The 22032-nt window shown below is 52.6% G+C and carries 20 protein-coding genes; all 20 read left to right on the forward strand.

Translation table 11 applies throughout. The features are described 5' to 3' along the window. Positions 1-147: 147 nt before the first annotated feature. The 20 genes from ACN06F_RS00515 to flhA all read left to right on the forward strand — a co-directional run bounded on the left by ACN06F_RS00515 (position 148) and on the right by flhA (position 21991). Positions 148-1839, forward strand: coding sequence for an HD domain-containing phosphohydrolase (locus ACN06F_RS00515; RefSeq protein WP_433924496.1), 1692 nt, complete (start codon positions 148-150; stop codon positions 1837-1839). A 196-nt stretch (positions 1840-2035) separates the two neighbouring features. Next, positions 2036-2452 carry a flagellar export chaperone FliS gene (gene fliS / locus ACN06F_RS00520; protein ID WP_038480185.1) on the forward strand — a complete coding sequence of 139 codons (417 nt, stop codon included), beginning with the start codon at positions 2036-2038 and terminating at the stop codon, positions 2450-2452. An 8-nt stretch (positions 2453-2460) separates the two neighbouring features. After that, a complete protein-coding gene (gene fliT / locus ACN06F_RS00525; protein WP_038480188.1) occupies positions 2461-2868 on the forward strand; it encodes a flagellar protein FliT in 408 nt (135 codons plus the stop codon). Beyond that, positions 2865-4091 (forward strand): flagellar hook-length control protein FliK, encoded by a 1227-nt coding sequence (locus ACN06F_RS00530; RefSeq protein WP_433924497.1) that lies wholly within the window; start codon positions 2865-2867, stop codon positions 4089-4091. The genes fliT and ACN06F_RS00530 overlap by 4 nt, the downstream gene beginning before the upstream one ends. Next, a complete protein-coding gene (locus ACN06F_RS00535; protein WP_089040063.1) occupies positions 4075-4368 on the forward strand; it encodes an EscU/YscU/HrcU family type III secretion system export apparatus switch protein in 294 nt (97 codons plus the stop codon). Before ACN06F_RS00530 ends, ACN06F_RS00535 begins: the two co-directional genes overlap by 17 nt. Before the next feature lie 103 nt (positions 4369-4471). Further along, positions 4472-4804, forward strand: coding sequence for a flagellar transcriptional regulator FlhD (gene flhD / locus ACN06F_RS00540; RefSeq protein ID WP_095604337.1), 333 nt, complete (start codon positions 4472-4474; stop codon positions 4802-4804). After that, positions 4801-5325: a flagellar transcriptional regulator FlhC gene (flhC, locus tag ACN06F_RS00545; RefSeq protein ID WP_095604338.1), complete on the forward strand. Its 525-nt coding sequence runs from the start codon at positions 4801-4803 to the stop codon at positions 5323-5325. Before flhD ends, flhC begins: the two co-directional genes overlap by 4 nt. A gap of 226 nt (positions 5326-5551) precedes the next feature. Continuing rightward, positions 5552-6421, forward strand: a complete 870-nt coding sequence (motA, locus tag ACN06F_RS00550; protein ID WP_038480203.1) for a flagellar motor stator protein MotA — start codon at positions 5552-5554, stop codon at positions 6419-6421. After that, a complete protein-coding gene (motB, locus tag ACN06F_RS00555; RefSeq protein WP_038480205.1) occupies positions 6418-7338 on the forward strand; it encodes a flagellar motor protein MotB in 921 nt (306 codons plus the stop codon). The genes motA and motB overlap by 4 nt, the downstream gene beginning before the upstream one ends. 43 nt (positions 7339-7381) lie before the next feature. Next, a complete protein-coding gene (cheA, locus tag ACN06F_RS00560) occupies positions 7382-9490 on the forward strand; it encodes a chemotaxis protein CheA (RefSeq protein WP_120385960.1) in 2109 nt (702 codons plus the stop codon). Next, the gene (cheW, locus tag ACN06F_RS00565; RefSeq protein WP_038480211.1) at positions 9487-9987 is read left to right on the forward strand and encodes a chemotaxis protein CheW; all 501 of its coding nucleotides are present in this window, start codon (positions 9487-9489) and stop codon (positions 9985-9987) included. The genes cheA and cheW overlap by 4 nt, the downstream gene beginning before the upstream one ends. A gap of 102 nt (positions 9988-10089) precedes the next feature. Next, positions 10090-11415 carry a methyl-accepting chemotaxis protein gene (locus tag ACN06F_RS00570; protein WP_038480214.1) on the forward strand — a complete coding sequence of 442 codons (1326 nt, stop codon included), beginning with the start codon at positions 10090-10092 and terminating at the stop codon, positions 11413-11415. A gap of 58 nt (positions 11416-11473) precedes the next feature. Continuing rightward, positions 11474-13636 (forward strand): methyl-accepting chemotaxis protein, encoded by a 2163-nt coding sequence (locus ACN06F_RS00575; protein WP_038480217.1) that lies wholly within the window; start codon positions 11474-11476, stop codon positions 13634-13636. Next, positions 13633-14505 carry a CheR family methyltransferase gene (locus ACN06F_RS00580; protein ID WP_433924498.1) on the forward strand — a complete coding sequence of 291 codons (873 nt, stop codon included), beginning with the start codon at positions 13633-13635 and terminating at the stop codon, positions 14503-14505. The genes ACN06F_RS00575 and ACN06F_RS00580 overlap by 4 nt, the downstream gene beginning before the upstream one ends. A gap of 88 nt (positions 14506-14593) precedes the next feature. Then, entirely contained in the window at positions 14594-15655 is a 1062-nt protein-coding gene (locus tag ACN06F_RS00585) for a protein-glutamate methylesterase/protein-glutamine glutaminase (protein WP_038480223.1), read from the forward strand. A 36-nt stretch (positions 15656-15691) separates the two neighbouring features. Further along, entirely contained in the window at positions 15692-17389 is a 1698-nt protein-coding gene (locus ACN06F_RS00590; protein WP_038480226.1) for a methyl-accepting chemotaxis protein, read from the forward strand. 109 nt (positions 17390-17498) lie between these two features. Continuing rightward, a complete protein-coding gene (cheY, locus tag ACN06F_RS00595; protein ID WP_009097747.1) occupies positions 17499-17888 on the forward strand; it encodes a chemotaxis response regulator CheY in 390 nt (129 codons plus the stop codon). A 42-nt stretch (positions 17889-17930) separates the two neighbouring features. Next, positions 17931-18626 carry a protein phosphatase CheZ gene (gene cheZ, locus ACN06F_RS00600; protein WP_038480231.1) on the forward strand — a complete coding sequence of 232 codons (696 nt, stop codon included), beginning with the start codon at positions 17931-17933 and terminating at the stop codon, positions 18624-18626. A 117-nt stretch (positions 18627-18743) separates the two neighbouring features. Next, positions 18744-19910 (forward strand): flagellar biosynthesis protein FlhB, encoded by a 1167-nt coding sequence (flhB, locus tag ACN06F_RS00605; RefSeq protein WP_038480234.1) that lies wholly within the window; start codon positions 18744-18746, stop codon positions 19908-19910. Next, positions 19907-21991: a flagellar biosynthesis protein FlhA gene (gene flhA, locus ACN06F_RS00610; RefSeq protein WP_038480238.1), complete on the forward strand. Its 2085-nt coding sequence runs from the start codon at positions 19907-19909 to the stop codon at positions 21989-21991. Before flhB ends, flhA begins: the two co-directional genes overlap by 4 nt. Positions 21992-22032: the final 41 nt, after the last annotated feature.

The following is a 22032-nucleotide window of genomic DNA, read 5'->3' on the forward strand; positions in this document are numbered from 1 at the left end:
ACTGCTATCGGCAGGGGGGCTGAAAACTTTATTTTTGCATAGCGTAGGGCTGTGGTCGTTATAACGGCAGCCCAAAAGCTTCTGATATGCTCTGTCGCCTTTTTGTGGGTGTGACGTAATAACAACGTGGTAGTGAGCGAGACGAGAATGTCAGTCCAACAAGATGAATATGAAAGAGTTACCAGTCCAACGGCAGTCAGCTCTCTTTTAAATACCATGATCGAAGGTGGAGGGGTGTCGCTTTGTTTGGCCTCCGCTGATGCACGCCCAGAGCCTATCGTGTTGATGGAGCAGTACGCCGGCAAGACGCTAGTGATGGACTTATCCTCGGTCGATCATTTGCTAAATCGCTTACAGCAAGGTGAGTCGTTTTTTCTACGCGGCCACTCCCAGGGTAAAGTGGTGCGCACGCCGTTTCTGTCGTTAACCGAAACCCGCCATGCAGGGGGGCGTTTTTTATGTTGTAGCGACTACCCCGCGACCTTGGAAGTGCTCCAGCGCCGCGAGTCGTTTCGCGCTGAGCTGCGTTTAGGCATGGTTGTGCCCGCTTCAATATGTGGCGAAAGTGGTGATGGGGTTTACGGGGAGCTACGCGACCTTTCCCAAGATGGCTGCCAGATAGAGCTGCCGCTGACTGCCAGTGGCGTGTTAGCTGAAGCTGACTTGCCGCTAACGCTCGCCTTTACATTCCCTGATGGCACCTATTTTGAAGTGCAGGGTGTCCCGCGCCATCAAAAAACCGACCCTGAACGGCACTTATTGCGCGTAGGCTTCCGTTTTACGAATTGCGCCTCGGAACAAGAGCGACAAATTTGGTATTTTGTCTGTGAAATCGAGCGTGAAGCCGCCCGTTATAAAAAAGAAGCGCAGGATGATCGTCAGCCATCGCCGCTATTCGAGCAGTCTGGCAAACGTGCGGCGGGAAGTGAGCATGTCGGGCGGCGTGATATTCGCCGCTATGCAACGCCAATGGCGCGGCGCTTAGTGAAAATTGCGGCTTATCTGGATGCCCAACTGCTGCTTTTACAGCAAGGCAGCGACATCGATTCTCGCCAGCTATCACGTAATGCAGACCGTCTTTTGTTGCTCCATGAGGAAGACCGTGAAGCGCTGCTGTTTGCGACGCGCTGCTTGTCGCCAGAGCCGCTGCTTGTTCGCCATGGCATTGCAGTAGCCGTGCATTTGCTCGATTTGGTGGGGGCAAATATGCCCCGTGATGTGCGCAAAGCGATTGTAGCGAGTGGTTTGGTGCATGATCTGGGTAAGGCGCTTGTTCCACAAATACTGTTTAAGGCGCCACACTTCGAGGCCACTCATCGCCAAGCCATGAGTGAGCATGTGGCGTTGCTATTAGATCGTCTTCAGCACTGCCAGTGGCTTTCTGCTGCCGTTGCCCAAGCGGTGATTGGTGGTATTAACGAACGGTTGGATGGTAGTGGCTATCCTGATGGCTTAACCGGCAATGATATTAACGAGCTAGCGAAAGCGAGCGCTGTGGTCGATGTGGTAGAAGCGATGCGGCGTGATCGAGCTGACCGACCGGCTAAAACGGCGCAGCAAATATATCGTCATTTGCTGAGCCACCCTCACCAATTTGATCCCCGCTGGACCAAGCGCTACATCGAGCATTTCAAACCACTGCCGGTGGGGTCGCTGGCGTATTTTTCCAGTGAACAGATGGCTTGGGTTGTTCGCCTTGACGAGCAGGGTGCGCCGGCTGAAGTGGCGTTGACCCGTCAGGCAGAGGCGCCCATGCGCGAGACGTTGGGCAATACGCTGCGTGGGGACGTTCTAGAAAGGTTGGGTAAGCCAACACGTGAAGTGGCGGTGTCTACGTAGCCGTTTACTGCTTGGCAAAGAGAGCGAAATTTTCTGAGCGAAAAGTAAGGTAAACATTAAAGTCTATTAGCCAGGCGCCGATACTAGTTATAACCGAGTCAATAAGCTCGATTTTGGACGCGAAACAGCTAACGAGAAACAGTGCGAGTCGTTGATTGTGTGGCTGTTGTTCACATTAATAAAGGAGAGCCCGCTTATGACATACTCCCGCGGTGGCGCCGCTTATGGCCGAGGTGCCAATGCCTACGCCCGCGTTGGCGTGGAAAGCGGCGTTATGTCAGCTGATCCTCATCAGCTCATTGTAATGCTGTTTGATGGTGCTCAGGCGGCCATCCGTGCGGCGCGTATTCATATGCAGGCAGGCCACACGGCTGAAAAGGGAAAGTCGATTTCCAAGGCCTTGGATATTATTAACAATGGCTTGGCGGCTGCGCTGGATCAAGAGAAGGGCGGCGATATTGCTGAGCGTCTTGCTTCTCTTTATGACTACATTTCTCGTTTATTGTTAGCCGCAAATCTTCGAAATGATGAAGACAGCCTTAACCAAGCAGAACGTTTGCTTGAAGACATCGCCTCTGCATGGCGTGAAATCGGTCAACAGCAAAGTGCGTGAGGCAAAGCATGTCGGCTTCTGAAACTGCTCGTGAAAATGCCCAGCAAGCGCTCATTGATGCGTACGCCAAGCTACTCACCTGTGTGACAAAAATGCACGAGCTCGCACATGCGGAGCAGTGGGCGGAGCTTATCGAGCAGCGTACTCACTATGTGATGTCAGTTGAAGCGTTGCGTCAGCGCGATGAAGAGACCGTGCTTGATGATGATGGCCGGAAGCGAAAAACAGAGTTGCTGGAGAGCATTCTTGAGCATGATGTTGAAATTCGTCGTCGCTTGGTGGCTCGGCGAGATGAGCTAGGCAAACTGATAGGTGTTTCTCAACGTCAGCGAAGCCTGCATCGTGCTTATGCGCCTCAGCAAGGTGATGCGGCGTTTTTCGATACCGGTAGCGATCAGGAGAAGGGGGCTTCGTGAGTGGCATTACGCCACTTATCGATACGCTCATGCACCAAGTGCTTGGGCGTAAGGGTGAGCTGTCTCAACGTCCTCTTAACGCGCCTGTGCAACCAGTACCGCCGGGTGAGGGACCGCGTGCACTGCAAGGCGATTCAAGCTTGGATGGGCGCCCGCTATCATCGCCACTCGATGATCTTAGGCGTCTTTCCTCCTCGCTTGATGGGCAACGGCTGCCCGCTGCGAAGGGAGAGGCAGCCAGCACACCGCCAGGCTCAACGCAAACACACTTTAGCCCAGCGGCACGCACCATCGCCGATGTATTGCTGCGCTTTCCCGCACCACCCGCGATGATACGCCCGCAGGCGCCATTGATGGGATTGGAGGAAGCGCCCTCTGCTGCGGCACTAGCGAGTCGGTTAGAAAGCAGCGTTCGGGATAGCGGACTGTTTTACGAATCGCATTTAAAGCGATGGTTTCAAGGGGACTCTTCCCGACAACAATTGCTGCGAGAACCGCAGATGCAGCCAGGCCCACGACCTCTGCTGCCTGCCAGTCTGGCCACGTTTGTAATGCCTCCTCTTGCGGCAAATGCCACATTGGGTGCGAGTAATACAAACGTTGCCATATTGCCGAATTCGCTGCTGATACCTGTGGCAAGTGATCAAGCTGGTTTGATGCGCACAGCTGCGCTTATGCCGGATAGTACCCTGCCAGCAGGCGCGCAGCGTGAAAGTGTGCCTGCCAATGTCTCTGCGAGCGCTTCCGCCAGTATTGATATGGCAAGCGCGCGGGCAATGGAAGAGAGTTCGCTAGTGCGCGGTGGCCGTGAGATTGTGCATGAAAGTTTGCAGAGCCTGGTGCGTCAACAGCTTGATATGCTCGTGATGCCTGTTATTCGCTGGGAAGGTGATGTGTGGGCCGGTATTTTTATGGCATTAGTCATTCATATGCCCACCCGGGAAGGCGAGCGCGAAAGTGCCCAGCAAGAAGCAGAGGATGATGGTGTCTGGCAGTCAGACATGCGGCTCGACGTGCCTAATCTGGGAGCGTTCAGTGCATCACTGAGACTTTACCAATCAGTGTTAAGCATTGATCTGACCACGGATACCGCGTCGACTTACCAGTCTCTAGAGCTGGGGAGCGAGCGTTTGGAAAAACGTCTGCAGGCGTTAGATTTTCGCAGTGTTCAGGTGAAAGCCCACTATGCCACCTTGGAGAGTCATGATGGCGACCTCGGGTGAGCATCGTCGTCAAGCCGTCGCGCTAGCCTATCAAGATAAAGATCAGGCGCCGAGAGTGATCGCAAAAGGTTACGGCGAGCTGGCGGAGCGGATTATGGCGGAGGCACAGCGCCAAGGCATTTATGTGCACGATGCACCTGAGCTTGTGGCACTACTGATGCAGTTAGATCTCGATGCCGAGGTTCCTGCAAGTTTATACCAGGTGATTGCAGAGCTTCTCGTGTGGGTATTTGAGTTATCCGAAGAAGGGTTAATTCCTCGTCAAGAGCGTTGGTAGCCAATACAAACGTTGTATGTAACCATGACAGAGGAATGTTAAAAACCTTTAAGGCGTCGGTATAAAGTCATAATGAAACGCCCATGTCGTTCGATGGAACACTATGAGTCAAACAAGCTTTCTCGATGAAATTCAAGAAATTAATTTAGCGTATTTACTTCTCGCGCAGCGCCTATTGGTCGAAGACCGTGAGGCAGCGATGTTTCGCTTAAAAGTAGACAGTGAGCTTGCCGATCTGCTGGTGTCTCTAAATGCTCGGCAGTTGACGAAACTGGCACGCAATAATCAGCTGATATGCAGGCTAAGCCAAACGAGCGTCCATCAACTGCGCAAAATTACTCAGAATCCTCGGGATCAAGGTCTTTCAGGGTTACATGCTTCTTTACTGTCGGCTTGTGAAGCGTTTGAGGTGTTTCCAGTAGGAGAGTCCGAGTGAGTCAGAAAAGCTTGGTTGATGAAATGCACCAAGTACAACTGGCCATAGAGCTGATTGAGTTAGGTGCACGCTTACAAGTACTAGAGACCGAGACAGACCTAAGTCGCACGCGCTTGATTAAGTTGTACAAAGAAGTGCGGGGGATGTCGCCGCCTAAAGGTATGCTGCCTTTTTCCGCGGACTGGTTCGTAACCTGGCTGCCAAACGTGCATTCGTCGCTGTTTTACAATATTTACAACAGTATACAAAAAAATACCTGCTGCGAGCGTATTGATGCCTTTGTCAAAGCTTACCGCCTGTATGAAGAGCAGATAAACCTTGAAAACGTTGAACCGGTGCTGGGGCTTACCCGGGCGTGGACACTGGTACGGTTTTTTGAAAGTGACTTGCTGCAGCTCAACATGTGTACGCGTTGTGGGGGGCACTTTGTCGCGCATGCGCATAGCCCCGCTCATGATTATGTTTGCGGTATTTGCCAGCCTCCCTCGCGAGCCGGCAAAACACGCAAGGCGCGGCTTTGAAAGATAAAAACGGCCACGCCCACAGCGGGTAAGCATATAACCAATAACGTGCGTCTTTAACGCATAGATAGCACCAAAAGGGGTGGGTACTTTTTCATTAGAACTGCCTACGCCTGCGTATGCTATGGCTAAGAAACGCGTGGAGCGGGACTTTTCTGTGTCTTCTTTTTGAGACACGGAAATAGCGTTCCCTTGAGATAAAACTGATACCGCAAGGACACTGCTTGTGCTGATTCCTCTGGGTTATTTGGTCGTACTGCTATCTGTCTTTGGCGGTTATGTGATGGCAGGTGGTAGCTTGGGCCCCCTGTACCAACCCCTGGAGCTGCTGATTATTGGCGGTGCAGGCGTTGGTGCTTTTATTGCTGCAAATAACGGCAAAGCGATTAAAGCCACGTTTAAAATACTTCCCAGGCTCAAACGAACCAAAAAATATAACAAAGCACTGTATATGGAGTTAATGGCGCTGCAATACAAGATCCTCTCTAAAGTGCGCCGCGAGGGGATGTTGGGCATTGAGCGTGACATTGACAACCCCCAGGAAAGCCCCTTGTTTCAAGAGCATCCCACGGTGCTTGCAGACCCTCATATTATGGATTTCTTAACCGATTATCTGCGGTTAATGGTGAGCGGTGGCATGGAGCCGATGGAAATCGATGAGTTAATGCTGCACGAAATCGAAGTATTTGAGCAGGAAGCCCATATTCCCATCGATGCGATTGCTAAAGTAGGTGATGCAATGCCTGCGTTCGGTATCGTAGCGGCGGTAATGGGGGTTATTAAAGCACTGACCTACGCAGATGCTAGTCCTGAACAAATGGGACAAATGATTGCCATGGCATTGGTGGGTACTTTCCTGGGGATTTTAATGGGCTATGGATTTATTAGTCCTATCGCTAGCTATGCCGAACGGCAAGCCAAAGAAGCAGAGAAAATGCTCCAGTGTATCCGTGTCACGCTGTTGGCCAGCCTGCATGGTTATGCTCCCCAGTTAGCCGTTGAATTTGGTCGGAAGGCATTACACAGCACCGAGCGCCCCAGCTTCGCAGAGCTTGAAGAGTATGTTCGCGACGCTAAAAAGGGCGGTAATGCATGAGTAAGGGGGGCGATAAGCGTCCGATTGTTATTCGGCGCAAAAAAGTGGTGCATGCCCACCATGGCGGTGCGTGGAAGATTGCCCTTGCCGACTTCATGACAGCTTTGATGGCGCTGTTTCTGGTCATGTGGATTTTAAGTGTTTCCGACGATGAAACCCGCCGCAGTGTTGCGGAGTACTTCAGTACGCCATTAATAACGGCAATGACCAGTGGTGACCGATCAGGAAGCACTCAGGTGATTCCAGGTGGTGGCCCAGATCCTACCCACAGCGATGGCGAACGTGCCCGAATCGATGTGCTTCAACATAGCCGCCCTAGTGCTCAGGAGAGGCGTTTCTTCAACGACTTGCAAGAGCGCATTGAGCGAGCCATTGAACAAGACCCCGAGCTGCGCCACCTACGCAGCCAAATGCGCTTTGATTTAACCCGCGAAGGGCTACGTATTCAGCTGCTCGATACGGAGCAGCGGCCCATGTTTGAGTTAGGCCGCGATCAAGTAGCTCCTTACATGCGCAGCCTGTTACGTACGATGGCACCGCTACTCAACGAATTGCCCAATGATTTAAGTATCAGCGGCCACACTGACAGCGTGCCCTATGCAGGCGGTTATCGAGGTTACAGTAACTGGGAGCTGTCCAATGATCGAGCAAATGCCTCTCGGCGTGAATTAGTTGCCGGCGGGCTTGATCCAGATCAACTGCTGCGCGTATCGGGCTTTGCCGATCGTGTCAGGTTGCCTGACACTGCGCCGACAGACCCGATTAATCGTCGCATTGAGCTCGTTGTCTTATTGCCAGAAATCGCAGAAGCGATTCGTAATCCAGGCGTTATGGGGCTTGATAGCCCATTACCTGATGAAGATGCGCTTTTAGAGGCGCTGCCACAAAGCGTGCCTCAGAGCGATGAAAGCGAATGAGCAGGGCTTATCACAACACAAAGACGTTTATGTGGAGCGGTGCATGGATATAGCGGATTTTTTTGACACCTTTTTTGAAGAGGCCGAAGAGCTGCTGGCCGATATGGAGCAGCATCTGCTGGAACTGGATGTCGATGATCCGGATAGCGAACAGCTAAACGCTATCTTCCGCGCCGCCCACTCCATAAAAGGCGGCGCCGGTACCTTCGGCTTCAGCGTGCTGCAGAAAACCACGCACATCTTTGAAAACTTGTTAGATCACGCACGCAAAGGTGAGCTGACATTGCGAGCTGACCTCGTTGATACTTTTTTAGAGGCAAAAGACATCATGCATGAGCAACTCGATGCCTATCGCAACGAGGAAGAGCCCAACCAAGAAGCCTACGAGCGAATTTGCCAGACACTGCAGCAGATCGCACTAGAAGAAATTGGCCAGACGTTGGATGCACCTGCGGTCCCCGCGCCAACGATTGAAAAGAAAACATCAGCCAGCGCCGAGGCTGCTGAACCCTCCTCGCTAAGCGAGCGCCATCTGTTGGTTGCGCTACTGAATGTTAGCGAAAAAGATCGCACGTTGCTGGTAGAAGAGCTGGAGCAACTGGGTGATGTCCAGTCCCACTCGGGTGATGAAAAACGTTACGAAGTAACGCTAACAGGTGACGTTAGTGCTGACGATATTGAAGCAGTGATGTGCTTCATTATTGAGCCTGAGCAGATTGAAATTAGCGTGGTAGCGGTTGAAAAAAACGAAGAGGCTAGTGTTAGCCCTGAGTTAGACGCGCCAGTAGCCGTGCCTACTGATGTTGTTGAGCCTACTAATAGTGCTAAGCCTGCGGCGCCAGCGGTGGCTAAACCTGCTGATAGAGCACCTTCGCCAGAGAAGCCAGCGAAATCCGCCCCTAAAAAAGCGGCCGCAGAGTCAGCCTCAATCCGTGTGTCGGTAGATAAAGTCGACCAAATCATCAATTTGGTTGGCGAGCTGATTATTACCCAGTCGATGCTAGACCAAACGGTCAGCGACCTTGGCGATCAATCCGTTGGCAATAGCTCGCTACAAAATGGCATGAGTCTGCTACAGCGTAACGCGCGGGATCTTCAAGAAGCGGTGATGTCGATCCGCATGATTCCGATGGAGTTTGTGTTTAGCCGATTCCCACGTGTAGTGCGTGATACCGCCGGTAAGTTGGGCAAAGAAATTGAGCTTATCACCGAAGGCAAGTCCACCGAGCTGGATAAAAGTCTGGTTGAGCGCATTACCGATCCGTTAACGCACCTAGTACGTAATAGCTTGGATCACGGCATCGAAATGCCGGATGAGCGCGAAGCGGTAGGTAAGCCCCGAGTTGGCAAGTTGGTGTTATCGGCACGCCACCAGGGCGGCAATATTCTGATTGAAGTGCGTGATGATGGCGCGGGCATGGATCGTGATCGGTTGTTGGCTAAGGCGCGTGAAAATGGTTTGAACGTTTCCGACAACATGTCTGATGAGGAGGTTTTTCAGCTGATTTTTGCGCCGGGTTTCTCCACGGCAAAAGAAGTCACAGACGTTTCTGGCCGCGGTGTCGGAATGGATGTGGTAAAGCGGAATATTCAAGGCATGGGTGGCCGGGTTGAAATCCAATCCAAGAAGGGTGAAGGCACCAACACGCGCATCGTGTTGCCGCTGACACTTGCCATCCTTGACGGCATGTCGATCAAAGTGGGCGGCGAAACCTTTATTTTGCCGCTTTCCACGGTACTTGAGTCGTTGCAGCCTGCCAAAGGCGATATGTATGCCATGGCGGGTGATGATGTGGTGCTTAAAGTGCGCGATGAGTACCTGCCGGTCATCGCGATCCATGAAGTGTTGGATGTGGAAAATGCCATTACCGACCCGACCAAAAGTATTGCCGTAATCGTGCAGGGGGAGGGGCGTCGTTATGCCATGTTGGTCGATGAGCTGATTGGCCAGCAACAGGTAGTTGTAAAGAACTTAGAAGATAATTACCGCAAAGTGCCGGGCGTTTCGGCGGCGACCATCCTTGGTGACGGTAGCGTCGCGCTAATTCTAGATATTACAGGTTTACACCGGTTAAGCCGTGCCAAGAAAGAAGCCGGAAAACAGGTGAATTATCCCCATCTCTCTTATTACCAGGAGGCCGAGCCGTCATGAGCCAGGCAAACAATGGAGCGGTGTTGTCCGCCGCAGAAGCCGATAATCGCGAATTTTTGGTGTTCTCTTTGGGAGAAGAAGAGTATGCCATTGATATCCTGAAGGTTCAGGAAATACGCGGCTATGAAAACGTCACGCGTATTGCCAATGCCCCTGATTTTATTAAAGGGGTGACCAATCTACGCGGCGTCATTGTGCCTATTGTCGATCTGCGCATTAAATTTCACCTAGACAGTGTGGAGTACGGTGGCCAAACCGTTGTCATCGTGGTCAATGTCGCCGACCGCGTCGTTGGTATTGTCGTGGACGGCGTTTCCGATGTCATGACACTAACACCCGAGCAAATAAAACCAGCGCCTGAGTTTGGTGTAACGCTCTCCTCCGATTTCTTAAGCGGATTAGGCAGTCTTGAAGACCGCATGCTGGTGTTAGTTGATATCGATAAGCTGCTGACCAGCGAAGAAATGGCTTTAGTCGATAGCACCAGCAGCCGCTAATCCCTTTGTGACTGGGCACAGGGAGAGTGCCTTCTTAAGCCAAAAAAACAGCCCTCTCTGGTGCTACGGATAGCATCGGCCACTACGGTTGTATTTGGAGTAATGCGTGTGACACCGCTACTGCGTCAAATGATGAGCAATATGACCGTGCGCCTTAGTTGGGGGCTGGTATTAGCCACTTTTTCAATGTTGGTGGTGGTGGCCTGCGGTATAGGTCTTTATGCACTCCACCACGGTGCCGCTATTGTGCAGGCATCGAGTGATTTGCAGGCGCAGCAAGCGGCGTTCAGTGAGTTTGCGACACGCATTCGCTGGGTGCTGATTGGCGTGGTCATTATGACCGGCGTAACGGTCGCGGTGGTGGTGTGGGGAGTGACTGTTAATGTGTTGCGTCCCCTGGATCGTCTGGTCGGTTACTTTGAGAAAATGGCTCAGGGCGATCTAAGCCAGCAAATTACCTCGCCTGGTAATAATGAAATTGGCAGGTTGTACACAGCGATGGCGCACATGCAGTCTTCACTGTCTGAAACCGTTGGTGTGGTACGCCAAAGCGGTGCGTCAATTTTTGAGCGCTCTCAGCATATTGCCAGTGGCAATAACGACCTCTCCTCACGTACTGAACAGCAGGCCTCTTCGCTAGAAGAGACGGCCTCGAGCATGGAGCAGTTAGCCTCTACCGTTGGGCACAACGCAGACAATGCACTACAAGCCAGTCAGCTCGCCAATGAGGTAACGCTAACCGCCAGACGCAGCGGCGAAGAAGTTGCCAATATTGTTGAAACCATGCAGGACATTAGCGCGAGTTCCCACCAAGTTGCCGACATTATTACGGTGATCGATAACATTGCTTTTCAAACCAATATTCTCGCCTTAAACGCGTCGGTAGAAGCCGCCCGTGCTGGCGAGCATGGCAAAGGGTTTGCCGTTGTTGCGCAGGAAGTTCGCAGTCTCGCTAGCCGCAGTGCTAATGCTGCTAAAGAAATTCGTACGCTGATCGATGCATCGCTTGGCAAAGTGGATGCGGGTACCCAGCGGGTGAATCACGCGGGAAAAACCATGCAGGATCTTGTCGCCGCGGTGCAGCGTGTTAACGATATTATGGATGAGATTGCGGCTGCCTCTGAAGAGCAAAGCAATGGTATTGGGCAAGTTAATCAAGCGGTTGCCCAAATGGATCAGGTTGTTCAGCAAAATGCCCAGCTGGTTCAACAGGCAGCACGTAGCGCCAACGAATTAGAAAGCGAAGCGGCACGCCTTAGAGAAGCGGTTGAGCGCTTCCATGTGACGCCTGCCCTGGCTGAGGGGAAACAGGAATCTGGTTATGCCATGCGGCCCCGCGCTCTTCAGCAAGTACCTGCCGCCCAAACTCCAGCGGCCAAAAAAATACCCGCTCGCAACATGGCAGTCGATGAGTGGGAAGCATTTTAAGCCTTGCGGTTTAGGCTCATTACTTCCTCGGCTTCAATACTAAAAATAAGGTATGCGGATGCGTAATAACCAGCCAGTCACTCAGCGTGAAGTTGAACTTCAGAGTGATGATTTCCTTGTTTCGCGCACGGATCTTAAAGGGCGTATTACCTATGTAAACCCAGCGTTTATCCAGATAAGTGGTTTCCAGCAAGAAGAGCTGGTAGGTGCGCCCCATAACTTGATACGGCACCCGGATATGCCGCCAGCGGCGTTTGAAAACCTGTGGCAGACTGTGAAAAGCGGTGAAACATGGCGAGGGCTGGTTAAAAACCGTTGTAAGAATGGCGACCACTACTGGGTTAGTGCCAGCGTAACGCCGATTATTGAAGACGACCACGTCGTTGGCTATGCCTCTGTCAGGGTGCAGGCAACCCGAGAGGCGATTGCCCAAGCGGAACAGGCCTACGCTGAAATACGTGAAGGCCGTAACAAACAGCTCTATTTAGACAAGGGGCGGTTGCGTAAGAAAGGCCTAACTCAACGCTTAAAACGGATACGACTAGATACTCTGCGCGCTAAATTGATTGGCATGATTGTCGTTGCTGGCGCGCTGCTGCTGGTGAGTGGTGGCCTTGGGCTGTATGGCCTTAACGTCGCAGGAGAGCGGCTAGCGACGCTTAATAATGATGGCCTGCAAGACGTTATTCGCTTACAGCAAATAGACCAGACCATCGCGCAAACGCGCCAGGCCATGATTGAACCAGAGCGTATGGAGCTGATTCAGCAGCGCTTTGAGATGGGGGACATGATTGCCAATAGCGCGGCGACGATTGAGTCCGCTTGGCAGCAATACTACTCCCGTGATGTCAACACGACAGCGCTTGCCACTTCCTTCAACGCTCAGCTGCAAACCTTTTTAGACAATGGCATGTTCCAGGCGGAAACCGTCTTGCAAGCAGAAGACACGTATCAAGTGTTCACCGGTTTGGACGCGGTCATCAGTGTGATGAATAACGAAGGGCGCGAACTCTCGTCGATGGTGAACCAGCTCATCGCCGAAAAACAGGCTGACGCCGAGGTGATGGCTGCCGATGCTGAGCAAGGTCAAGCCAGCATGCTAAGCGCTCAAGCCGCTGTGCTAGGTGTTGGCGTACTGGCGCTTATCCTGCTTGGGGTGATGACGTTACGTTCCATTGTTCGGCCGCTAAAAAGCGCGTCTCGCTTTACCTTGCAAATCGCGGGTGGAAACCTAGCGGCTAAAGTGCCTCCCCATCAGCGTGATGAAGTTGGGATGCTGATGGAATCGCTGAACACTATGCGGAAAAGTTTGAGCAGCATTATTAGCGATGTAAAAGGCGGTATTAATGTGGTTACACCTGCTGCTCGGGATATTGCCAGCGGTAATGAGGCTTTATCGTCTCGTACCGAGCAACAGGCAGCATCGCTACAGCAAACCGCATCCAGCATGGAAGAAATGACCACGACCGTGCGTCAAAACAGCGATAACGCTCAAGAAGCGCGTCGTCTTGCCGATAACAATGCTAAGCAAGTGACCCAAACCGGAGAGCTCATGTCGCAGTTGGTCGAGAATATGCAGCGAATTACCCAAAGCTCGCAAAAAATGACTGACATTATCAATGTGATTGACTCGATTGCTTTCCAAACCAATATCTTGGCGCTCAACGCATCGGTAGAAGCTGCCAGGGCCGGGGAGCATGGTCGTGGGTTTGCGGTGGTTGCTGAAGAAGTGCGTAAGCTGGCAGGAAGAAGCGCAAGCGCCTCTCAAGAGATTCGTGTGCTGATTGATGGTTCTAATCAAGAAGTCAATGTGGGGGCTGGGCTGGTCAAAAAAGCCGAAGTAGCGATTAGTGAGGTTGCCGATGCGGCGCGCAATGTTACCCAGATCATGCATGATATTTCGTCAGCGTCAGCAGAACAGAGTCATGGTATCGCGGAGGTGAACCAAGCCGTTGCCGAAATGGATCAAGCGACACAGCAGAATGCCGTTCGTGTCCAGGAAACAGCACGTGCCGCCGTGGCATTAGAGCAGCAAGCGGGCTTATTAGCCCTGTCTGTTGAGGCGTTTCGTTTGAACCATCAGAACTCGCCAACAACAGCGCTTAGTACAGCCCCTACTGCCTATCGATCGCGAGCTCAGCTCCCAGATAGCCCAACTAAACCGCCTTCGTCGCCAACCACACGGCAGCTGGCCGCAGTAGAGGAGTGGGAAGAATTTTGATCGACCAACGCGAGCGGGGAGTTGATGTCGGCCAGTGGGCATCGGGAGGGCAGATCGAACGTGATCTTGTGCTAACCGATGCCGACTTTGCGCGTATACGGGAATTGATTTACCAGCGCGCCGGAATAGTGCTGGCTGAGCATAAGCGTGAAATGGTCTACAGCCGCTTAGCCAAGCGATTGCGTCACCATGGTATTACACGTTTTGCCGACTATCTGTCTCGGTTGGAGCGTCAGCCGGACGCTAAAGAGTGGGAGGCGTTTACCAATGCCTTAACCACCAATCTCACCGCTTTTTTTCGTGAGGCGCATCACTTTCCGCTATTAGCTGAGCACATTAAGAAACAGCAAAGTCCCGTGACTATCTGGTGCTCAGCGGCGTCCACCGGGGAAGAGCCCTACTCGATTGCAATGACGCTGTTAGAAACACTGGGGCCAAAAGCTACCCAGGCCAAAGTCATTGCCACTGATATTGACACCGACGCACTAAGCAAAGCGCGTGCCGGTATTTACCCGCTTGAACAGGTGCGTAAGTTAGAGGAAGGGCGGGTTAAGCGGTTTTTCCAGAAAGGCACCGGTAGTCATGCAGGTTTGGCACGCGTAAGGCCAGAAGTATCATCGTTGGTGGAGTTTTTGCCGCTTAATTTGCTGGCGCCCCAGTGGTCGGTAAAAGGCCCTTTCGATGCCGTTTTTTGTCGCAATATAATGATTTATTTCGATAAAGATACCCAGGCTAAGATTCTAAAACGGTTTGCTCCGCTAATGAAGCCAGACGCGTTACTGTTTGCGGGACACTCGGAAAATTTTTCGTATATCAGCGATGCATTCAAGCTGCGTGGGCAAACGGTTTATACCCTCGCAAAAAAATAAATCGGTTACGTGCGTTAACTCCTTTGGGCAATCGCCTTAGCGGAGTGGGTTGGCACACAGGTGGCTACCGTAATAAAGGAGGCGTGCTTTGAGCGCAGCCAAAATCAAAGTGTTGTGCGTTGATGACTCGGCGCTGATTCGTGATTTGTTAACGGAAATAATCAACTCTCAGCCGGATATGGAAGTCGTCGCCGTCGCGCCAGACCCCATTGCTGCGAGGGATCTGATCAAACAACACAATCCTGATGTGCTGACACTGGACGTAGAAATGCCGCGGATGGATGGTCTTGATTTTCTTGAACGGTTAATGCGGCTTCGCCCTATGCCGGTACTCATGGTGTCATCACTGACCCAGAGCGGCTCAGAGATTACTCTGCGTGCGTTAGAGTTAGGCGCATTGGATTTTGTGGCTAAGCCCAGCTTGGGTATTCGCAGCGGCATGATGGAGTATGCAACTGAAATTACCGATAAGCTTCGCGCCGCGGCCCGCTCGCGTCCTCGCCAAGCTCGCCATAAAAATGCGCCGCCACCGACACAGCTAAAAGCACCCATGGTGTCGAGTGAAAAGCTGATTATCATTGGTGCTTCTACAGGCGGCACAGAAGCGATCCGGTCAGTGCTCGAACCACTGCCGGCGAATGCGCCAGCCATCTTGATTACCCAGCACATGCCCGGTGGTTTCACCCGCTCTTTCGCCGAGCGGCTAGATCGGCTGTGCCGAATTAGCGTAAAAGAAGCCACCGATGGCGAGCGTGTCTTGCCAGGCCATGCCTACATTGCCCCAGGCGACCAGCACCTAGAGCTTGTCCGCAGTGGTGCTAACTATGTCGTGCGCTTAAATGATGGCCCGCCGGTCAACCGTCATCGTCCCTCTGTTGATGTGCTGTTTCACTCTGCTTCCAAGCATGCGGGTAAAAACGCCATTGGGGTGATTTTGACCGGCATGGGTAAGGATGGCGCTGTAGGCCTTCTTGAGATGCGGGAAGCTGGGGCGGCCACCATTGCGCAAAATGAAGAAAGCTGTGTGGTGTTTGGTATGCCAAGAGAAGCCATCGCCGTCGGGGGAGCAGTAGAAGTGGTTGCTTTAGATGATATTCCATCGCGGTTGATGGCCTTAATTGCCGCTTCAGGGCGTGCTCAGCGGGTATAACACCCCATTGCGCATAAATAAAAAAAGGGGACAAAAATGACACGCTCACTGCGTCATATCAGTATTCACTCTGCCGTTATTGCCGCGTTGGCTAGCTTTGTCATGCTGATAGTGGTGTTAGCTGGTATCAGTTTTATGGCAGATCGTAATGCTCAGGCCAACCTGTCAACCTATAGCCTCATCAGTAATAGTCAGCTCAACGAGATTAATCGCGCTGACTCATTGCTCAACCAGGCAATGCTGGCCATGGAAACGGCATCCAACTTTTTAATGGTCGGTCAAACACGCCAATCCAATGCCCAGGTCGACATTGCTCTGGATCGAATTGCGCGTGCCGAAGAGCGTTTTGAAAGCTTCGCTGCGTCGCCACGCGCGGGGCAAGGTGAGGCATTGGGCGAGGCATTGATAGAAGACTTCCGCACAGTACTGGCCTTGGTCAAACAGCAGCATGCGACGTTCGAAACCATGGACATCAGTACCTTCAATCAGCTTCGGGGTGAACTGGTTGAGCCATTGAACAGCTTAGCCAATAGTGCGACGGCTTTCGTGCAGTATGGTTTTCAGCGGGTAGATAGCATTCGTGGCGATGCTGATGCGCAAGGCGATATGTTTATGTTAGTCAATGCGCTTGCCGTGGCAATTGCGCTATTGGTGACAGTGTTCATCTATATAGCATTACGCCGTACGGTCATCGCGCCGTTGAATGATGCCGTAAGACGGTTGGACAAAATATCTCAGGCTGACCTAACGGAATCCGTTCCCGCATCAGGCAAAAATGAAGTGGGGCGTCTTTTTTCAGCGATGGGCACGATGCAGCAAAACCTGACGGCGATCGTGACACGTGTTCGAGAAGGCAGTAGTGAAATCCATCACGGCACTCGAGAGATAGCGAGTGGCAATGCGGATCTGTCATCACGCACTGAGCAGCAGGCTGCTTCGATCGAAGAAACGGCCGCCAGCATGGAACAAATGACGGCAACGGTTAAGCAAAATGCCGACAATGCGCGTCAGGCAAGCACGCTGGCCGCAGATGCCTCTACCACTGCCGAGCAAGGTGGCCAAGTGGTTGAGCAGGTAGTGCAGACCATGCACGGTATTTCTACCAGTTCCCAAAAAGTGGCAGATATCACCAGTGTGATCGACTCTATCGCCTTTCAAACCAATATTTTGGCACTCAATGCCTCGGTAGAGGCGGCTCGCGCTGGCGAGCAAGGGCGTGGTTTTGCCGTTGTGGCAGGCGAGGTTCGCAACTTAGCTAGCCGCAGTGCCGATGCGGCAAAAGAGATCAAAACACTGATAGATGCCTCTGTTGCACAAATCAAGCAAGGCTCTACGCTGGTAGAACAAGCGGGCACCACTATGTCCGACGTGGTGACGGCTGTCCGTCGGGTGACCGATATTATGGATGAGATTTCTGCAGCGTCTCAGGAACAGAGCGATGGCATTGAGCAGGTCAGCCAAGCGGTAGGGCAGATGGATGAAGTGACCCAGCAGAATGCGGCACTGGTTCAGGAAGCCTCCGCGGCGGCTATGTCGCTTGAAGAGCAAGCAAATAAGTTAGAAGAGGCGGTGGCTGTCTTTGCTTTGTTAACCAGCCAAGCGGGAGTGCAGCGTCAAGCACTGCCAGCGAGTAGCCAAGTAAACGTGCCTGCTGCCAGGCCGCAGGCAGCCACTGCGCCCCGCACTCGCCGAACCCCAGAGCCCAGCCACCACGACGAGTGGGAAGCGTTCTAGGTTTTAATAGCCGTTTTAAGAACGGTTTTAAGGACGGTTTTAAGAACTGCTTTAAGGACTGTTTTTAAGCATCGTTATTTTAGAAATAATTTGATTGAGAGGATGACCAATGGCCGATAAGAACATGAGTTTCCTGGTAGTGGACGACTTTCCCACCATGCGTCGGATCGTTCGCAGCTTGTTGAAAGAGCTAGGTTTTACCAATGTTGATGAAGCAGAAGATGGTCAGGACGCGCTGAATAAGCTGCGTGCGGGTAACTTCGAATTCGTTGTATCTGATTGGAATATGCCTAATCTGGACGGCTTAGAAATGCTTAAAGAGATCCGCCAGGATGAAGCACTGAAAGGGCTACCCGTATTGATGGTGACCGCGGAAGCCAAAAAAGAGAACATCATCGCGGCCGCTCAAGCGGGCGCTAACGGCTACGTCGTCAAGCCGTTTACAGCAGCCACACTCGAAGAAAAGCTAAACAAAATCTTCGATAAGATGGGTAAATGAAGCGGCTGTGCCTGAGTGCTCGGTTAACGAGGAGACAACACGATGAGTCAGCATGAGCAGGATAGCGCTACCCAGCTATCTGAGGAAGCCGCTGAAGACCTGATCTTTCGCATCGGCAAACTTACCCGCATGTTACGCGACAACATGCGAGAGCTGGGTCTGGATAAAGAGATCGAGAAAGCAGCGGAAGCAATTCCTGACGCGCGTGACCGGTTGCATTACGTCGCTACCATGACTGAGCAGGCAGCTGAGCGTGCATTAAACGCTATTGATCGCGCCCAGCCATTGCAAGACCAACTCTCTGACCGTGCTGAAGCGCTCGATAAGCGCTGGGCCGAGTGGTTTGAAGCGCCCCAAGAGTTGGATGATGCCAAAGCCTTGGTAAAAGAGACACGCACCTATCTAAGTGATGTGCCAACCATTGCTGCAGCGACAAATAAAGAACTGCTCGATATTATGATGGCCCAGGATTTTCAAGATCTTACCGGCCAGGTCATCAAGAAGATGATGGATGTCATCCGAGAAATTGAGCATCAGTTGGTGCAAGTGCTGATCGATAACGTGCCGGGTGCCCATGTCCGTGAGTCGATGCAGCGTAAGGCAGAAGACCAATGGAAAAATGACAACGCACGTCGTAATGAAGAGCTGTTGAATGGTCCTCAGGTGAAGGACAATGCGCCTGACATCGTTACTGGTCAGGATCAGGTCGACGACTTATTGGACGAATTAGGCTTTTAATGCGTTGTTATTAAGACATTGTGAAAGGCAGTATCTGGCACTATAGGCATTTGTTCAGCCGTCCCTCGGGGCGGCTGAATTTATGATAAGCCACGCAATATACCGCCGGATGGCCGCATGGCAGATAACGACAGCGATCAGGAAAAGACGGAAGAGGCCACACCCCGACGCTTAGACAAAGCCCGGGAAGAAGGCCAAGTACCCCGGTCTCGAGAACTGGCGACCTTTTTGCTGCTACTAGGCGGTGTGATCGGGCTGTGGAGCATGGGGCAAATGCTCTATGACCAGTTGGGCATGGTGATGGAGCAGGCCTTCTTATTCGAGCGCCGTCATGCCATGGAAAGTACCCCGATGCTGGTCAATGCGCTGGATCTGGGGCAGCGCACACTATTTGCAATGCTGCCGCTGTTCTTACTGTTGACGGTGATCGCCCTGGTCGCACCCGCATTACTAGGGGGATGGCTAGTCTCAGCAAAATCAATGCAGCCCAAACTGTCAAAGCTAAACCCAATAAAAGGGTTGCAGCGTATTTTTTCGTCGCAGGCATTGATTGAATTAACCAAAGCGATTGCCAAATCAATCCTGGTCGGTGGCATTGCAGCGGCGTTTCTGTACGCCAACCTTGGTAAGTTTATGGGGCTAATGAATCAGCCCATTCAGCAAGCATTGGCAAGCGCATTGAATATGTCAGCGCTAGCCGCTGGTCTGATCGTTTTATCGCTAGTGGTGGTTATCTTAATTGATGTGCCTTTTCAGCTTTGGAGTAATGCGAAAAAGCTGCGTATGAGCAAGGAAGAGGTTAAGCGAGAGCATAAAGAGTCGGAAGGCGACCCCCACGTCAAGGGGCGTATTCGCCAGCAGCAGCAAGCAATGGCCAGAGGGCGGATGATGAGTAAAGTGCCTGACGCCGACGTCATTATCACCAACCCAACCCACTATGCGGTAGCCCTGGCGTACAAGGAAGGTAGCATGGGCGCCCCGCGGCTAGTAGCCAAAGGGGCCGATGCAGTGGCCGCACGTATCCGCGAAATAGGCCTGGAAGCCGGTGTGCCGCGATTGGAGGCCGCTCCCTTGGCGCGCGCCCTGTATCATCACGTGGATTTAGACGCTGAAGTACCTGCGGAACTGTATACCGCAGTGGCTGAAGTGATGGCCTGGGCTTACCGCTTGAAGCAGGTCGCACAACAAGGAGGCGAGGTGCCCCCAACCCCAGACAATTTATCGGTCCCTCCCGAAATGGAACGTTCCAATCGAGATGCCGGTGGCAGTGAGGCGCAATCATGAAAGGCTTAACCCAATTGATCAATCAGCGCGATTGGATGGGCGATGTGCGCATGAAGCTGCTCGCAGGGCCGCTGCTGATTTTGATGATCTTGGGCATGATGATTCTGCCCTTGCCGCCCTTCGCGCTCGATTTGCTGTTCACGTTCAATATCGCACTGGCCATCATGGTGCTGCTGGTCAGCATGTTTGCGGAAAAGCCACTCGATTTTGCCGCTTTCCCCGCGGTGCTGTTGTTTACCACGCTATTACGGCTATCGCTTAATGTGGCCTCGACCCGTGTTGTACTGATGGAAGGCCACCAAGGCGGGGATGCGGCCGGTAAAGTCATCGAAGCGTTTGGTACCTTCCTGGTCGGCGGTAATTTTGCCGTTGGTCTGGTGGTCTTTTTGATCCTGGTGATCATCAACTTCATGGTTATTACCAAGGGGGCTGGGCGTATTGCCGAAGTGGGCGCTCGCTTTATGCTAGATGCCATGCCTGGCAAACAGATGGCGATTGATGCGGACCTGAACGCAGGCCTGATTGGTGAAGAGGACGCTAAAAAGCGGCGTGCTGAAGTCGCCCAGGAAGCAGATTTTTATGGCTCTATGGATGGTGCGAGCAAGTTTGTGCGTGGTGATGCCATGGCTGGCTTGGTCATCATGGTGGTCAATATCATCGGTGGGTTATTGATCGGTATGATGCAGCACGATATGGGTTTTGCTGATGCCGCTCGTACGTATACCTTGCTAACTATTGGCGATGGTCTTGTGGCCCAGATCCCTGCGCTGGTGATTTCAACCGCCGCCGGTGTCACTGTATCGCGCGTCAACACTGACCAGGATGTTGGTCAGCAAATGATCAGCCAGCTATTTATTAACCCTCAGGTCATGATCCTCTCTGCGATGGTGATGGGGCTGCTGGGCATGGTGCCTGGGATGCCAAACCTGGTATTTCTTATTTTTACAGCCCTACTGGCGGGCTTGGCGTGGTATTTGATTCGCCAAAAAGAGCAGGCGTTGGTAAAAGAGGAAATCTCAGCAGCGCCACTGCCCCAGCAAGAGTCACCGGAAGCCAGTTGGGAAGATGTGCAACTGGTTGATACGCTGGGGCTTGAGGTGGGGCATCGGCTTATTCCCCTAGTGGACTCCCGCCAGAAAGGGGAGCTGCTGGCTAGGATCAAAAGTGTGCGCAAGAAGTTTGCCCAAGAGGTGGGGTTCTTACCGCCCGTGGTGCATATACGCGATAACCTGGAACTGCCGCCGAATACCTACGTACTCTCTATGAAGGGGGCTGAAATTGGTCGTGCGGATGCACAGCCGGGCAAATGGCTGGCAATCGACCCAGGTCAGGTATCAGGCGAATTGCAGGGAACGCCCACCCAAGATCCGGCCTTTGGTTTGCCCGCCATCTGGATCGATGCCAATCAGCGTGAACACGCCCAGGTATACGGCTATACCGTGGTGGATGCCAGTACGGTCATTGCTACTCACTTAAACCACCTGCTGCATCGCCACTCGCCAGAAATGCTGGGGCGGCAAGAAGTGCAAAAGCTGCTCGATAAGCTGGGCGAGGATCAAAAGTCGCTAGTCGAAGAGGTGGTGCCGAAAGCCATTTCACTCACCGTGTTGCAACGTATTTTGCAGAATCTGCTCGATGAAGATGTCTCGATACGCGATATGCGCACGGTATTAGATACTCTGGCAGAACATGCTGGGCAGCAAAAAGATGCTAATGAACTGACCGCACTGGTGCGCATTGCCTTGGGTCGAGCGATTACCCAGCAGTGGTTTGCCGGCCAGGAAACGCTCAACGTGATGGGACTCGATGCCCAGTTAGAGCAAGTGCTTATGCAGGCCATGAATGGTAACGGTGCGATGGAGCCCGGGCTTGCTGATACGCTCATGACGCAGGCACAAGAGGCCCTGGAGCGCCATGAAGGTAGCGGTGAAGCACCGGTGCTGGTCGTACAACATTCGCTGCGTGCTGTTCTATCACGTTTCTTACGTCGGCGCGTGCGTCATTTGGTGGTGATGTCTCAAGCAGAAATACCGGATGACCGTACGTTACGAGTCACTACGGTAGTCGGAGGGCGAGGATGAGACTGACGCAGGACATCCGTTCCAAGCCATCAAGAAGAGGC

The organism is Vreelandella sp. 21 (assembly GCF_050995515.1).
Lineage (GTDB): Bacteria > Pseudomonadota > Gammaproteobacteria > Pseudomonadales > Halomonadaceae > Vreelandella > Vreelandella alkaliphila.

What these genes read in the sequence shown, in the direction of transcription:
- ACN06F_RS00515 (WP_433924496.1), top strand. Translation starts at nt 148, where the DNA reads ATGTCAGTCCAACAAGATGAATATGAAAGAGTTACCAGTCCAACGGCA.
- fliS (WP_038480185.1), top strand. Translation starts at nt 2,036, where the DNA reads ATGACATACTCCCGCGGTGGCGCCGCTTATGGCCGAGGTGCCAATGCC.
- fliT (WP_038480188.1), top strand. Translation starts at nt 2,461, where the DNA reads ATGTCGGCTTCTGAAACTGCTCGTGAAAATGCCCAGCAAGCGCTCATT.
- ACN06F_RS00535 (WP_089040063.1), top strand. Translation starts at nt 4,075, where the DNA reads ATGGCGACCTCGGGTGAGCATCGTCGTCAAGCCGTCGCGCTAGCCTAT.
- flhD (WP_095604337.1), top strand. Translation starts at nt 4,472, where the DNA reads ATGAGTCAAACAAGCTTTCTCGATGAAATTCAAGAAATTAATTTAGCG.
- motB (WP_038480205.1), top strand. Translation starts at nt 6,418, where the DNA reads ATGAGTAAGGGGGGCGATAAGCGTCCGATTGTTATTCGGCGCAAAAAA.
- cheA (WP_120385960.1), top strand. Translation starts at nt 7,382, where the DNA reads ATGGATATAGCGGATTTTTTTGACACCTTTTTTGAAGAGGCCGAAGAG.
- cheW (WP_038480211.1), top strand. Translation starts at nt 9,487, where the DNA reads ATGAGCCAGGCAAACAATGGAGCGGTGTTGTCCGCCGCAGAAGCCGAT.
- ACN06F_RS00570 (WP_038480214.1), top strand. Translation starts at nt 10,090, where the DNA reads ATGCGTGTGACACCGCTACTGCGTCAAATGATGAGCAATATGACCGTG.
- ACN06F_RS00575 (WP_038480217.1), top strand. Translation starts at nt 11,474, where the DNA reads ATGCGTAATAACCAGCCAGTCACTCAGCGTGAAGTTGAACTTCAGAGT.
- ACN06F_RS00590 (WP_038480226.1), top strand. Translation starts at nt 15,692, where the DNA reads ATGACACGCTCACTGCGTCATATCAGTATTCACTCTGCCGTTATTGCC.
- cheY (WP_009097747.1), top strand. Translation starts at nt 17,499, where the DNA reads ATGGCCGATAAGAACATGAGTTTCCTGGTAGTGGACGACTTTCCCACC.
- cheZ (WP_038480231.1), top strand. Translation starts at nt 17,931, where the DNA reads ATGAGTCAGCATGAGCAGGATAGCGCTACCCAGCTATCTGAGGAAGCC.
- flhB (WP_038480234.1), top strand. Translation starts at nt 18,744, where the DNA reads ATGGCAGATAACGACAGCGATCAGGAAAAGACGGAAGAGGCCACACCC.
- flhA (WP_038480238.1), top strand. Translation starts at nt 19,907, where the DNA reads ATGAAAGGCTTAACCCAATTGATCAATCAGCGCGATTGGATGGGCGAT.